Below are 12631 nucleotides of genomic sequence, written 5' to 3' on the forward strand. Positions count from 1 at the left end.
CTGCTCACCGATCAAAACTCCAAAGCGTGGTGAAACATGAAACTGGCAAATCTCAAGAAAAGCGTCGTGGCGGGTGTGGTTGCTTCAGTCATGGGCACGATTCTGTGTTCAGCAGCGTACGCGGCTGACGCCAACAAGCCCGGCGCCGGTGTGTCGATCACGCCGATATTCCCGACCATCGCTGAAGAGCGCTTTCGCGGTGAAGTGGTCATGGCCGGGCTCAAGGAACTGGGCTACGACGTCAAGCAGCCTAAGGAGACCGACTACCCGGCGATGTTCCTGGCGCTGTCCTACGGCGACGCGGATTTCACCGTGCATGAATGGGAAAACCTGCACGAAGCCTTTTATGAAAAGGCCGGCGGTGATGACGTGATGGTCAAGGTCGGGCAGATCATGAAGGGCGTGTTGCAGGGTTACCTGATCGACAAGAAAACCGCAGACGCCTATCACATCAAGGATCTGTCGGATCTGAAGAAGCCCGAGATCGCCAAACTGTTCGACAGCAACGGTGACGGCAAGGCCGATCTGACCGGTTGCAACCCGGGCTGGGGCTGCGAGGTCATGGTCGAGCACCACATGAAGGCTTACGGCCTGGAACCTACCGTTGTCGACAACCGCGGTTCGTACTTCGCGTTGATGGCCGACACCATCGCCCGCTACCAGCAAGGCAAACCGGTGCTGTTCTTCACCTGGGTGCCGCAGTGGATTTCCAGCGTGCTGGTCGAAGGGCGTGACGTGGTCTGGCTGCCGGTGCCGTACACCGATCTGCCTGACGGCAAGGAAAGCAAGGACACCTTCTACGAAGGCAAAAACCTCGGCTTCCCGGTGGACACGATCAATGCCGTCATGAACAAGGAATTCGCCGAGAAGAACCCGGTGGCCCGCAAGTTCCTCTCCGAAGTCAGCATCAGCACCGCCGACGAAAGTGCGCAGAACCTGAAGATGCAGCAGGGCGAGAAGTCCCTCGCCGACATCAAGCGCCACGCCGCCGAATGGATCAAGGCCCACCAGCAAAGCTACGACGGCTGGCTGAGCGATGCGCGCGCGGCGGCCAAGTAAGCCGGTTCGATTTGTCCTCCCTACGATAGACGGTTCAACACTATGAAAGTCAGTTCGCTACCTGCCGATGATGACAGTTGTGGCTGGTTCCACCTGAGCCGCCCACGCAGCCCCGAGCCCGGTCATCGGGGACATCGCTCGGCCCGTTGGGTGATTGTCGGTGCCGGTTTCACCGGGCTGGCCGCTGCACGGCAACTGGCGCTGAGTTTTCCTGATGACGAAGTGGTGCTGGTCGAGGCGCAGGAAGTGGGGTTGGGGCCGTCCGGTCGCAATGCCGGTTTTGCCATCGATCTGCCCCACGACATCGGGTCCGAGGACTACATCGGCGATATCGACCTGGCCCGGACGAGTCTGAAACTCAATCTGGCCGGCCAGTCGATCCTGCGTTGCCTGGTCGACCGGTTCAACATCGAGTGCCAGATGAAAGCCTGCGGTAAGTATCAGGCCGCTGTCGAAGAACGTGGCATTGCGGTGCTGGAGGCTTATCGCCGGGGGCTCGACAAACTCGGTCAGCCTTATCAGATGATCGATGCGGACGAGTTGCCCTCGCACCTGGGGACGCACTTTTATCGCAAGGCCTTGTACACGCCCGGCGCGGTGCTGGTTCAGCCTTCGGCGCTGGTGAAAGGGCTGGCGGACAGTCTGCCGGCGAACGTCACCTTGTACGAACGCACGCCGATTCTGGAAGTGGAGTACGGCCGCCAGACGGTTCTCAAGCACGCTTACGGCAGCATCACCGCCGACAAACTGATCCTCGCCAACAACTCGTTCGGCATGCGTTTCGGCTTTCTGCAGGGGCGAATGCTGCCCATCTACACCTACGCCAGCATCACTCGGCCGCTGACTGAAGAAGAGCAGGCGCGCCTGGGTGGCAAACCGTTCTGGGGCGCGATTCCGGCCGATCCGTTCGGCACCACGGTGCGCCGCACGCCGGACAACCGCTTGCTGATCCGCAACAGCTTCAGCTTCAACCCCGACGGGCGCAGCAACAGCAAATACAACGAGCGGTTCGTGCACCGTCACCGAGCCTCGTTCGATCAGCGCTTTCCGATGCTGCCGGGCGTGCCGTTCGAATACACCTGGGGCGGGGCGCTGGCCATGTCGAGGAACCACAACGGCTTCTTCGGCGAACTGGCACCGAACGTTTACGGCGCGCTGGGTTGCAATGGCCTGGGCGTGACCCGGGGCACGGTCACCGGCAAGTTGCTGGCCGACTGGCTGGCCGGGCAGCGTGACGAACTGATCGATTTCCTGCTGCAAGCGCCGGGGCCCAACGGCAATCCACCGCAACCGTTTCTTTCCCTCGGGGTGAACATGAACCTCAAGTGGGGGCAGTACCGCGCCGGTCGAGAAAGTTGAATGAGGTCTTCGAGTCATCGAGGGCTTAGCGATTGAACACTGCAAACACTGGAGAAAACCCTATGAACTTTGACGGCATCTTTACCCCCGCCATTACGCCTTTGTCCGCCGATGGCCAGATCGATTACTCGGCCTTCGCCGAGGTGCTCGAGTACCTGATCGAGTCGCGGGTTCACGGCATCGTTATCGGTGGTTCGACCGGCGAGTACTACGCCCACACCACCGCCGAGCGGTTGAAAGTGGCCGAGCGCGCCAGGGAAGTGATCAACGGCCGCATTCCGCTGGTGATCGGCACGGGCGGGATTCGCACCGAGGATGCGGTGTCTTTCGCCGAGCATGCGAAGTCGATCGAGGCCGACGCCATTCTGGTGGGCTCGCCGCCGTATGCCTTGCCGACGCAAAAGGAAATCGCCGCGCACGTGCTGGCCGTGGACAAGGCTGCCGGTCTGCCGATCATGCTCTACAACTATCCGGCGCGGATGGGCGTAGCGATGGGCCCTGAGTTCTTCGATGCGATTGCCGGTTGCAAGAACATCGTCGCGATCAAGGAAAGCTCCGGCGACACCGCTCAGTTGCATCGTCTGGCGCATTCGCATCCCTCGATCCAGCTGTCCTGCGGCTGGGACGACATGGCCCTGGAGTTCTTCGCCTGGGGCGCGCGCAGCTGGGTCTGCGCCGGTTCGAACTTCATTCCGGCCGAGCACATCGCGCTGTACGAAGCCTGCGTTCTGGAGAAGAACTTCGACAAGGGCCGACGGATCATGTCGGCGCTGTTGCCGCTGATGGATGTGCTGGAAAGTGGCAAGTTCGTTCAGTCGATCAAGCACGGCAGCGAACTGGTCGGCCTGTGCGCCGGCGGCGTGCGCAAGCCGATGCAGCCGCTGGAAGCGTCCGAGAAGGAAGTGCTGGAAAGCGTGATCAAAACCCTCAAGCAGAATGTGGCGCGCATCGTCGCGGAGGTTTGAAATGGCCGATCTTCTGAGTCAAGCGCAATACCGCGAACTGGCGGCGAAGCTTGAGTTTCGCAATCAGGCGTTCATCAACGGCGAGTTTCGCAGCGCGCTGTCCGGCAAGACCTTCACCACAACCAACCCGGCCACAGAAGCGGTGTTGACCGAAATTACCGCGTGTGGTGCCCAGGACGTGGACGTTGCTGTCGCCGCCGCCAAGGCTGCGTTCGAAGACGGACGCTGGCAGGGGCTGGCGCCGTCGGCGCGCAAATCGGTGTTGCTGCGGTTTGCCCAGTTGCTGGAAGACCACTCTCATGAACTGGCGGTGCTGGAAAGTCTCGACAGCGGCAAACCGATCCGCGAATGCCAGAACATCGACGTGCCCGAAACGATTCATACCCTGCGCTGGCACGCCGAACTGATCGACAAGATCTACGACTCGACCGCACCGACCGGTAACGGCGCGGTGACCATGGTGGTGCGCGAACCGATTGGCGTGGTCGGTCTGGTGTTGCCGTGGAATTTCCCGCTGCTGATGCTCGCGTGGAAGATCGGCCCGTCGCTGGCCGCTGGTTGCTCCATCGTGGTCAAACCGGCCAAGGAAACCACCCTGAGCACCCTGCGTGTGGCCGAACTGGCGCATCAGGCGGGAGTTCCGGCCGGTGTGTTCAACGTGGTGCCCGGCGGTGGCAAGGAAGCGGGGGAACCGCTGGGCCGTCACCCGGACGTCGCCATGGTCAGCTTCACCGGGTCCACCGACACCGGGCGCTTGTTTCTCAAGTATTCCAGCGAATCCAACCTGAAACGCATCGTGCTGGAGTGCGGCGGCAAGAACCCGGCGGTGGTGATGAACGATGTCGAAGACGTCGATCTGGTCGCTCAGCACGTGGTCAACGGCGCGTTCTGGAACATGGGCGAAAACTGCTCGGCCTCGTCGCGGTTGATCGTGCATTCGGACATCAAGGACGAACTGCTCAAACGCGTGCAGGTGCATCTGGCCGACTGGAAAATGGGCGATCCACTGGACCCGGAAAACCGTCTGGGCTCGATGATCAGCAAGGCGCATTTCGAGAAGGTGCGTTCGTACCTCGACCATGCCCGGGAGGAAAACCTGTCGGTGCTGGCGGGGGGCAACACGGCCGACAACATCTTCGTCGAGCCGACCATCGTCGATGGCGTCAGCCGTGACAGTCGTCTGTTCCAGGAAGAAATCTTCGGCCCGGTGCTGAGCGTGACCACGTTCAACTCGGTCGACGAGGCGATCGGCCTGGCCAACGACACGGCTTATGGCCTGGCAGCCTCGGCCTACACCGGCAGCCTGCGCCATGCGCTGAAACTCTCGCGGGGGATCCGCGCCGGTATCGTCACCGTGAACTGCTTCGGCGAGGGCGATGCTTCGACGCCTTTCGGCGGTTACAAGGAGTCGGGTTTCGGTGGGCGTGACAAGTCGATCTGGGCCCATGATCAGTACACCGAGCTGAAAACCATCTGGATCGACGCTTCCTGATCCATCGCGGTTTTATACAGGTCACTTTCGCCCCGATCGGTACGTTTGTACCGGTTGGGGCGAATTGCATTCATTCCCGAGTATTTTGCCGTCCCGGCGGTTAGCATGGCGGCATAACAAGTAACTGATGGACCACATCTTGATCGAACGACGCCAATTCAGCGGTGGCATGAAGGGCAAGAACCTTCGCTACCTGAACGAGCCTTCCTCCGGGGCGGGGCGCATGACCCGTACCGGGTTCGTGCTGCTGGAGCATTTTTCCCTGCCGGCCTTCACCCAGGCGCTGGACACCCTTGTCACCGCCAATCTGCTGCGCCCCGGTCTGTTCTCTACACGCACCTTCGGCCTGAGCGACGGCGAAGTGATCAGCGATCTGGGGCTGGTGATCCGCCCGGATTCACGGCTTGAGGCGAGTGTGTTGCAGGAACTGGATCTGCTGGTGATCTGCGGCGGTTACCGTACGGAATTGAAGGCCAGCGATGAGTTCATCGGTCTGCTGAAAATGGCCGCCGAGGCTGGCGTGTTGCTGGCCGGGTTGTGGAACGGTTCATGGTTTCTGGGGCGGGCAGGGGTGCTGGAAGGGTATCGCTGTGCGATTCACCCGGAGCATCGGCCAGCGCTGGCGGAAATCTCCAAGGCCACCCAGGTCAGCAGCGAGCCCTATGTGATCGACCGTGACCGGTTGACCGCTTCGAGCCCGTCCGGCGCATTCCACATGGCACTGGACTGGATCAAGGGTCTGCACGACAAAGCGCTGGTCGAAGGGATCGAAGACATTCTGGCGTTCGAGGAATCGCGCTACCGGCGGATCAAACCCACCGAAAACATCAGCGTCAGCGCGCCGTTGCGCGAAGTAGTGAAGCTGATGGACGCCAACCTCGAAGAACCGCTGGAGCTGGAGCAACTGGCAGTGTACGCCGGGCGTTCCCGGCGTCAGCTGGAGCGGCTGTTCAAGGAACAACTGGGCACCACGCCGCAGCGTTATTACATGGAACTGCGCATCACCGAGGCCCGGCGTCTGCTGCAACACACCGAGCTGTCGCAGGTCGATGTGCTGGTGGCTTGCGGGTTCGTCTCGCCCAGCCATTTCAGCAAGTGCTACAGCGCCTATTTCGGTTATCGGCCGTCCAAGGAAAAACGGCTCGTCAAATGATAAGAACAAGGTGCATATCGTGGACACCCGAAGTCGCAGCGCTGACACGCTGCCGGAGCTCCACCGGATACAGTTCCGAGACCGGCCCACCGCGGCATGGGCGATAAGCCGGCAACGTTGCACGGTTCAACGCTTGAGCAGATCCAGCGCGACGTCGACGATCATGTCTTCCTGACCGCCGACCATGCGCCGCTTGCCCAGCTCGACAAGAATGTCGAGGGTCTTGAGACCATATTTGGCGGCGGCAATTTCGGCATGCCGCAAGAAGCTTGAATAGACGCCGGCATAACCCAGTGCCAACGTTTCACGGTCGACCCGCACCGGCCGGTCCTGCAGCGGGCGGACGATGTCGTCGGCGGCGTCGAGCAGCGTGTAGAGGTCGGTGCCGTGGTTCCAGCCGAGACGTTCGGCGGCGGCAATAAAAACCTCCAGCGGCGCGTTGCCGGCACCAGCCCCCATTCCGGCCAGACTTGCATCGATCCGGTCGCAGCCTTCCTCGACGGCGGTTATCGAGTTGGCGACGCCCAGCGACAGGTTGTGGTGGGCGTGCATGCCGGTTTCGGTTTCCGGTTTCAGAACGGCTTTGAAAGCCCGGAAGCGCTCGCGAACATCCTGCATGTTCATCGCGCCACCGGAGTCGGCCATGTACACGCAGGTCGCGCCATAGCTTTCCATCAGCCGGGCTTGGGCCGCGAGGTGCTCAGGGGCGATCATGTGGCTCATCATCAGAAAACCGACGGTGTCCATGCCCAGCTCGCGAGCATATTCAATGTGCTGTTTCGAAACGTCGGCTTCCGTACAGTGCGTAGCGATGCGCACCACCCGTGCGCCGGCGTCATAGGCGGCCTTGAGGTCGTGCACCGTGCCGATCCCCGGCAGCAGCAGGGTGGTGATCTTGGCGTGTTTGATGACATCGGCGGCCGCTTCGATCCATTCCAGATCGGTATGGGCGGCAAAGCCATAGTTGAAGCTCGAACCCTGCAGCCCGTCGCCGTGGGCGATTTCGATCGAATCGACCCTGGCCTTGTCCAGTGCGCGCGCAATGTCCTGCACATTCTGCAGCGAGTACTGATGTCGGATGGCATGGCTGCCGTCGCGCAGGGTCACGTCGGAGATGTAGATTTTCTTGCCGGGATTGAATGTCATGTCGGGCCCCTCAGGCGTTGAGCATCGACTGCGCCATGCGCTCGGCGGTGGCCAAGGCAGCGGAGGTCATGATATCGAGATTGCCGGCGTAGGCTGGCAGGTAATGGGCGGCGCCTTCGACCTCAAGGAATACCGAGGTCTTGAGGCCGCTGAAGCGTCCCAGTCCCGGAATGTTCATAGGTGTCGATTCGGCAATGACGTCAAACTGAACCTTCTGTTTCAGGCGATAGCCCGGCACATAGGCCTGGACTGCCGCCACCATCTCCTCGACGGAAGCCTCGATCTGCGCCTGATCGGCGGTTTCGGACAGCACGAATACCGTGTCACGCATCATCAGTGGTGGTTCGGCGGGGTTCATGATGATGATCGCCTTGCCTTTGGAAGCCCCACCCACCGTTTCGATGGCCCTGGAGGTGGTTTCCGTGAACTCGTCGATGTTGGCCCGGGTGCCGGGGCCGGCAGACTTGCTGGCGATCGAGGCGACGATTTCGGCGTAGTGAACCCGGGCAACACGGGATACGGCGGCGACCACTGGAATGGTCGCCTGACCACCACAGGTGACCATGTTGACGTTGAGTCGATCCAGGTTTTGCTCCAGGTTGACCACTGGAATGCAGTAAGGGCCGATAGCCGCCGGAGTGAGGTCGATCAGGCGGATACCCGGCTTGATCGAGCGCAGGCGTTTTTCGTTCTCGATATGGGCGCTAGCCGAGGTGGCGTCGAAGACGAAATCGATGTCCTTGAACGCGTCCATGCGGGCCAGGCCTTCAACCCCCTCGTGGGTGGTCGCGACGCCCATGCGTTCGGCGCGGGCGAGGCCGTCGGATGCAGGGTCGATCCCGACCATCACCGCCATTTCCAGGTGTCTGGCGTTGCGCAGAATCTTGATCATCAGGTCGGTACCGATGTTGCCGGAGCCGATGATGGCGACCTTGAGTTTGGTTTGACTCATGGGAGCAATCTCTCAAATTGGCCAGGCCACGACAGCCTGGCGCAGAAGGACGGGCAGGTCAGATGAAGCGGCAACGGATCTGGCCAAGTCGGGTCAGGTGCAAGTGCAGGCTGTCCCCGGCCACGACAGGCGTCATCGGCCCCAGGGCGCCGGAAAGCAGCACCTCACCGGCCTGCAAGGGACGGCCCATCCGGGCCATGGTGCGAGCCAGCCACAGGCAGGCGTCCACCGGATTGCCGAGGCATGCGGCACCGACACCGATCGAAGCCGTGGCGGCATTTTTTTCCAGCAGCATGCCTTCCAGCCGAAGGTCCAGCGAGGCGAGTGGAGTCGGCTGTTTACCCAGCACATACAACCCTGATGAAGCGTTGTCCGCCACCGTGTCCACCAGCGATATGTTCCAGTTCTCGATGGCCGAGTCGACGATTTCCAGCGCAGGCACCACGTACTCGACCGCCCGCAGCAGTTCCGCGAGGGTCGTATCTTCATATGGAAGATCGCGGCCCAGAACGAACGCAATCTCGCCTTCGGCCTTGGGCTGGATCAACTGACTGATCTGGATCTCACCGCCATCGGCGATTTCCATATCGGCGAACAGCATGCCGAAATCCGGTTGATCGACGCCCAGTTGCTGTTGCACGGCAGCCGAGGTCAGTCCGATTTTACGGCCGACCAGACGCCGCCCCTGGGCCAGGGCCCGTTGGGTGTTGATCTCCTGTACGGCATAGGCGCCGGTCAACGAATCGATACCGAAAGTGGACGAGATCCGTGCACAGGGCTCGCGTTGCTCCCGTGCTCTGGCCAAGGCAGCGGCGGCGTCTTGCAGAGGCTGCAAAGGGAACTGGCTCATGCAATTTTCCTCAGCAGCCGAGGCTCGTCTGCGACGACTTCAGCGCCGGGGCTCCATTGCAGCTGGAACTTGAGTTCGTTGATGGCCCGATCCAGATCCGCAGCCTCGACCATGGCGAAGGTGAATTTGTCCGGGCGCACCACGGCGATGGCTCCGCTGGAGAACCCCGAGCGTTTGAACCACGCGACCATCTCACCCTGCACATCCTCCAGTTCGACCAACTCTTGGGTATTGGAACGATCGGTACCGGCGCCCTGTGGACGGGTGCCGAACGGGAAGAGGGTGGCGAAGCGTGTGTGCTGGATATCCAGCAGTTTCCGGGACGCCTGACTCAGGTGGACGCGTGGATCGACCTCAAGACCGATCAAGGCAAAACCGTCGCCCAGCAGGTCATCGAGTAATACGCGCTGGCCTTTGAAGGTGCGGACTTCGGGTTGCGGAATCATCCGGCCTTCCGGCGAACGCCGATGGCGGCGAGGCATGCCCAGATAGCTGTCAGGGGCATAGGTCGGGGCCGGTTTGAAACGGCCTTCGCGAACATAGCGGCCGAGAAATGGCGTCGCCAGGACGGTCTTGACCAGCAGGTTGCGCATCAGGCTGGAAACCGGGCTGGACATCGAGACGAAGTCCTTCATCTGCACCGAAATATCAATCATCGCCTTGGCATGGTGGAAGCGTTCGCTGCCATAGGTGTCGAGCAGCCGCTCACCGGCTTGCCCCTTGATCACGGCGTCGATTTTCCAGGCGAGGTTGTAGGCGTCACGCACGCCGGAACTCATGCCCTGGCCCATGAACTGCGGCGTCATGTGGGCAGCATCGCCGGCAATCAAAACCCGGCCCTTGCGCCAATCCTTCGCCACCAGCGCGTTGAAGGTGTAGACCAGCTTGCGTTTGACTTCGAACTTGTCCGGATCGACGTAACGGCTGATCAGGTTACGCACCACGGTCGGGTCTTCCATCTGTTCGCGAGTCTGGCCGGGCATCAGCATGAATTCGAAGCGATGGAAACGACCGGGCTGAGGACAGCAGACCGTCGGGCAATCAGGGTCGCAGATGAAGCTGAAGTAGGGCAGATGACGCAAGGCATCCTCGCCTTCCTTCATTTCCAGGTCGACCACAAGCCAGGGTTCGGGAAAGTTCTTGCCGCTCATGCCGATGCCCAAGGCCTCACGGACCGTACTGCGGCCGCCGTCAGCCCCCACCAGATAGCGCCCGCGAATGGTTTGCGGATCCGGATCGATTTCGCAGGCCTGACGGGCATCCGTCGCATCACTGAAACGGAAGGTGCTGGTGGCCTGATGGGTCACGGTCACCCCATGTTCATCCTGGGTGAACTGCGTGAGTTCACGACCACGGGCAACCCGCACATTGGGATAGCGCTCGAGCAGATCGCTCAGCGTGGTTTCCAGCCAGGGCTGGTAAAGGAAGTTGATGATCGGCCAGCCGTAGGGGCGATCGAGGCGCCAGTACTGGCCGAGGATCTTGCCATTGGCCAGCACCCACTGAGCGGGCGTATCGACTTGCATGTTGGCTGAAAGCTCGGAGGCAACGCCGGCCGCCTGCATGACGCGCATGCATTCGTCGTCCGTATAGACCGCCCGGGCGTTGCCATAAAACATGGGCTCGCGTTCCAGTACCAGCACCGACAAACCACGCTTGCCGAGCAGATGCGCGAGCGTGGCGCCCGTCGGGCCAAGCCCGGAAATAATCACATCGACGCTCGTTACAGACTCGTTTTTGTTATTCATGACGATATCTCTCTTACAGCGGTGAATATTCGGGCTTGAGCAATGAACGTGTGCCGCGGGCGAAGTTGGCCAGGTTGGTGGTCAACGTGTGCCAGGCACCGCTTTTCTCCGGGCGATGCCCCCAAAGGCTGATGCCTTGATAGGAGGTTGTGCGCCACTGCGCCTCATCGACCACCCTGGCGTTGCAACCCAGTTCCAGCTCGAAACCGCTGGGGCTCATCACGTAGAACGATTGCTCACGGTCGTTGGGGTGCTCACCGATTTCGTGGGCCATTTCGAAACCGAGCGTGCGGCAGCGCAAATAGGCGTTGGTCAGTTCGCTGACCGAGGTGGTCAGCAGGTTCATGTGTTGCACACGGGTACGAATCGGATCCATCGGCAGGCCACGCAAACGGGCGATGGCAATCGAGTGGTGACGTTCGTTGACCCGGAAGAAATCAATGTCCAGGGTCACTCCGGCAATCCGCTCGGCGATGTGGTCGCTGGCTCGTGCATCAAATATTTCCTGCCAGAAACGCTGCATCTGCTGCGGTTTGCGCGAGGTGATCGCCAGGTGGCCCATCCCGGCGGACCCGGTGATAAAACCTGCACTGAGCATGTTCAGCGGCTTGTCGCTCAGCAGCGGCTCCCAGAACAGCTCGACGGCCATACGTTTGGGGCCGAGCACCCGCCAGAACCTTTTCACCCCACGTTGTGCGGCTTCTTCCGGTTGGCTGGGTTGCGCTTCGATACCGAGGCGTTGCAGGCGCTTGAGCACTTCGTCGAGGGTGGACTGGTCGCGTAATTGCCAGCCGACGGCAAGAAAATCTTCCTGCGGACCGCGCTGGATAATGATCCGCCGCTGGTGCTGATCCATACGAAAAGCCAGGGTTTGCTCGTCCGAGCTGGCCAGGTGCAGGCCGATGCCGTGCTGGAGCAGCTCACGCCAACGCGCCAGGTGGCGGGACTCGATCAATGCATAGCCCATGCTGCTGGCGCCGAAGATGTCCGGCGTTTTCCGACTGATCGTTGCTTGATTGTTCATGACGACAACTCAGCGCGCTGTGCGACTGGCGAGGAACGCCAGAGTCACGGAGTTGAATTCGTCCGCACGTTCCCACTGCACCCAATGACCGGTCCGGCTGAACAGGTAGAGGTTGCAATCCGGCATGCGACTGCGCAGCGCCTCACCGCCGCTGGGACGATTGACCTTGTCGTCCGCGCCCCAGAGCACCAGGGTCGGAACCTGGCAATGCTTGAGGCGTGAATCACGGGTGAAGTCCCACCGCGAGAAGCGGGGAATACTCGTTGGCCGACGCAGGGGAGGGGCCGCAATGACCTGCGGGTCGATACTCGCCTCGAAACGCTCGCGGATCATCTCGTCACTGACCTGGCTGCCGTCATACACCAGGTAGTCCCGGATAAAACGCGTGATCTTGGCCAGCGTCGGACCTTCGCCGTTGTAGTAGTCGAGCAACAGCTTGAGACCCGGTGTCGGCAGACTGCGAGTGGTATTGACGCCACCGGGGCCCATCAGCACCAGAGCCGACACCCGGCGGGGTGCATCCAGCGCCATGCGCAAGGCACAGGCACCACCCAACGAGTTGCCCACCACGTGAGCGCTGCTGATCTTCAGGGTGTCGAGCAGGCCGAGCATCGCCCCCGCGAGATCGCCGAAGGGGTCCTTGCGATCCACACCTTTGGTGGATCGGCCGTAACCGGGCATGTCGACCACAATGACGCGGAACTGCCGGGCAAGCGATTCGATATTGCGCGAGTAGTTGGAGAGTCCCGAGGCTCCCGCTCCGCCACCGTGAAGCATCAGCAGGGGATGGCCGACGCCCGTTTCGCTGATGAAAATCTGCCGACGACCCACTTGTACCGTTCGCGAGGTCAGGGCAGGAAGAGGTTCTTTATTGTTCATTGTC

Annotated in this window: 11 protein-coding genes; 5 read left to right on the top strand and 6 right to left on the bottom strand. The window is 61.3% G+C overall.

Going from position 1 to position 12631, the window contains the following annotated elements:
- Positions 1-36: 36 nt before the first annotated feature.
- The 5 genes from proX to AC07N4_RS00420 all read left to right on the top strand — a co-directional run bounded on the left by proX (position 37) and on the right by AC07N4_RS00420 (position 6028).
- A complete protein-coding gene (proX, locus tag AC07N4_RS00400; protein WP_173861380.1) occupies positions 37-1059 on the top strand; it encodes a glycine betaine/L-proline ABC transporter substrate-binding protein ProX in 1023 nt (340 codons plus the stop codon).
- A gap of 42 nt (positions 1060-1101) precedes the next feature.
- Complete coding sequence (locus AC07N4_RS00405; protein ID WP_493064663.1) at positions 1102-2418, top strand: NAD(P)/FAD-dependent oxidoreductase; 1317 nt, start codon at positions 1102-1104, stop codon at positions 2416-2418.
- Positions 2419-2480: 62 nt separating this feature from the next.
- Positions 2481-3383 (top strand): dihydrodipicolinate synthase family protein, encoded by a 903-nt coding sequence (locus AC07N4_RS00410; protein ID WP_493064664.1) that lies wholly within the window; start codon positions 2481-2483, stop codon positions 3381-3383.
- A 1-nt stretch (position 3384) separates the two neighbouring features.
- A complete protein-coding gene (locus AC07N4_RS00415; RefSeq protein WP_493064665.1) occupies positions 3385-4875 on the top strand; it encodes an aldehyde dehydrogenase in 1491 nt (496 codons plus the stop codon).
- Between the two features lie 127 nt (positions 4876-5002).
- A complete protein-coding gene (locus AC07N4_RS00420) occupies positions 5003-6028 on the top strand; it encodes a GlxA family transcriptional regulator (RefSeq protein ID WP_273536384.1) in 1026 nt (341 codons plus the stop codon).
- A 126-nt stretch (positions 6029-6154) separates the two neighbouring features.
- Here AC07N4_RS00420 and dmpG read toward each other — a convergent pair whose 3' ends face one another.
- Genes dmpG through AC07N4_RS00450 form a run of 6 tightly spaced genes read right to left on the bottom strand, consistent with a single transcriptional unit; the run spans position 6155 to position 12627 of the window.
- A complete protein-coding gene (dmpG, locus tag AC07N4_RS00425) occupies positions 6155-7174 on the bottom strand; it encodes a 4-hydroxy-2-oxovalerate aldolase (protein WP_273536383.1) in 1020 nt (339 codons plus the stop codon).
- 10 nt (positions 7175-7184) lie between these two features.
- On the bottom strand, positions 7185-8126 hold the full coding sequence (locus AC07N4_RS00430; RefSeq protein WP_273536381.1) for an acetaldehyde dehydrogenase (acetylating): 942 nt from the start codon (positions 8124-8126) through the stop codon (positions 7185-7187).
- A 58-nt stretch (positions 8127-8184) separates the two neighbouring features.
- Complete coding sequence (locus AC07N4_RS00435) at positions 8185-8976, bottom strand: 2-keto-4-pentenoate hydratase (protein WP_096821687.1); 792 nt, start codon at positions 8974-8976, stop codon at positions 8185-8187.
- On the bottom strand, positions 8973-10724 hold the full coding sequence (gene mhpA, locus AC07N4_RS00440; RefSeq protein WP_096821688.1) for a bifunctional 3-(3-hydroxy-phenyl)propionate/3-hydroxycinnamic acid hydroxylase MhpA: 1752 nt from the start codon (positions 10722-10724) through the stop codon (positions 8973-8975). Before mhpA ends, AC07N4_RS00435 begins: the two co-directional genes overlap by 4 nt.
- A 13-nt stretch (positions 10725-10737) precedes the next feature.
- Positions 10738-11748, bottom strand: a complete 1011-nt coding sequence (locus tag AC07N4_RS00445) for a VOC family protein (protein WP_273536379.1) — start codon at positions 11746-11748, stop codon at positions 10738-10740.
- Between the two features lie 9 nt (positions 11749-11757).
- Positions 11758-12627 carry an alpha/beta fold hydrolase gene (locus tag AC07N4_RS00450; protein ID WP_493064666.1) on the bottom strand — a complete coding sequence of 290 codons (870 nt, stop codon included), beginning with the start codon at positions 12625-12627 and terminating at the stop codon, positions 11758-11760.
- Between the last annotated feature and the right edge of the window lie 4 nt (positions 12628-12631).

Source organism: Pseudomonas sp. GW821-FHT09E04 (assembly GCF_059416185.1).

What these genes read in the sequence shown, in the direction of transcription:
- AC07N4_RS00430 (WP_273536381.1), bottom strand. Translation starts at nt 8,126, where the DNA reads ATGAGTCAAACCAAACTCAAGGTCGCCATCATCGGCTCCGGCAACATC.
- AC07N4_RS00420 (WP_273536384.1), top strand. Translation starts at nt 5,003, where the DNA reads ATGGACCACATCTTGATCGAACGACGCCAATTCAGCGGTGGCATGAAG.
- AC07N4_RS00405 (WP_493064663.1), top strand. Translation starts at nt 1,102, where the DNA reads ATGAAAGTCAGTTCGCTACCTGCCGATGATGACAGTTGTGGCTGGTTC.
- AC07N4_RS00410 (WP_493064664.1), top strand. Translation starts at nt 2,481, where the DNA reads ATGAACTTTGACGGCATCTTTACCCCCGCCATTACGCCTTTGTCCGCC.
- AC07N4_RS00450 (WP_493064666.1), bottom strand. Translation starts at nt 12,627, where the DNA reads ATGAACAATAAAGAACCTCTTCCTGCCCTGACCTCGCGAACGGTACAA.
- AC07N4_RS00435 (WP_096821687.1), bottom strand. Translation starts at nt 8,976, where the DNA reads ATGAGCCAGTTCCCTTTGCAGCCTCTGCAAGACGCCGCCGCTGCCTTG.
- dmpG (WP_273536383.1), bottom strand. Translation starts at nt 7,174, where the DNA reads ATGACATTCAATCCCGGCAAGAAAATCTACATCTCCGACGTGACCCTG.
- AC07N4_RS00415 (WP_493064665.1), top strand. Translation starts at nt 3,385, where the DNA reads ATGGCCGATCTTCTGAGTCAAGCGCAATACCGCGAACTGGCGGCGAAG.
- mhpA (WP_096821688.1), bottom strand. Translation starts at nt 10,724, where the DNA reads ATGAATAACAAAAACGAGTCTGTAACGAGCGTCGATGTGATTATTTCC.
- AC07N4_RS00445 (WP_273536379.1), bottom strand. Translation starts at nt 11,748, where the DNA reads ATGAACAATCAAGCAACGATCAGTCGGAAAACGCCGGACATCTTCGGC.
- proX (WP_173861380.1), top strand. Translation starts at nt 37, where the DNA reads ATGAAACTGGCAAATCTCAAGAAAAGCGTCGTGGCGGGTGTGGTTGCT.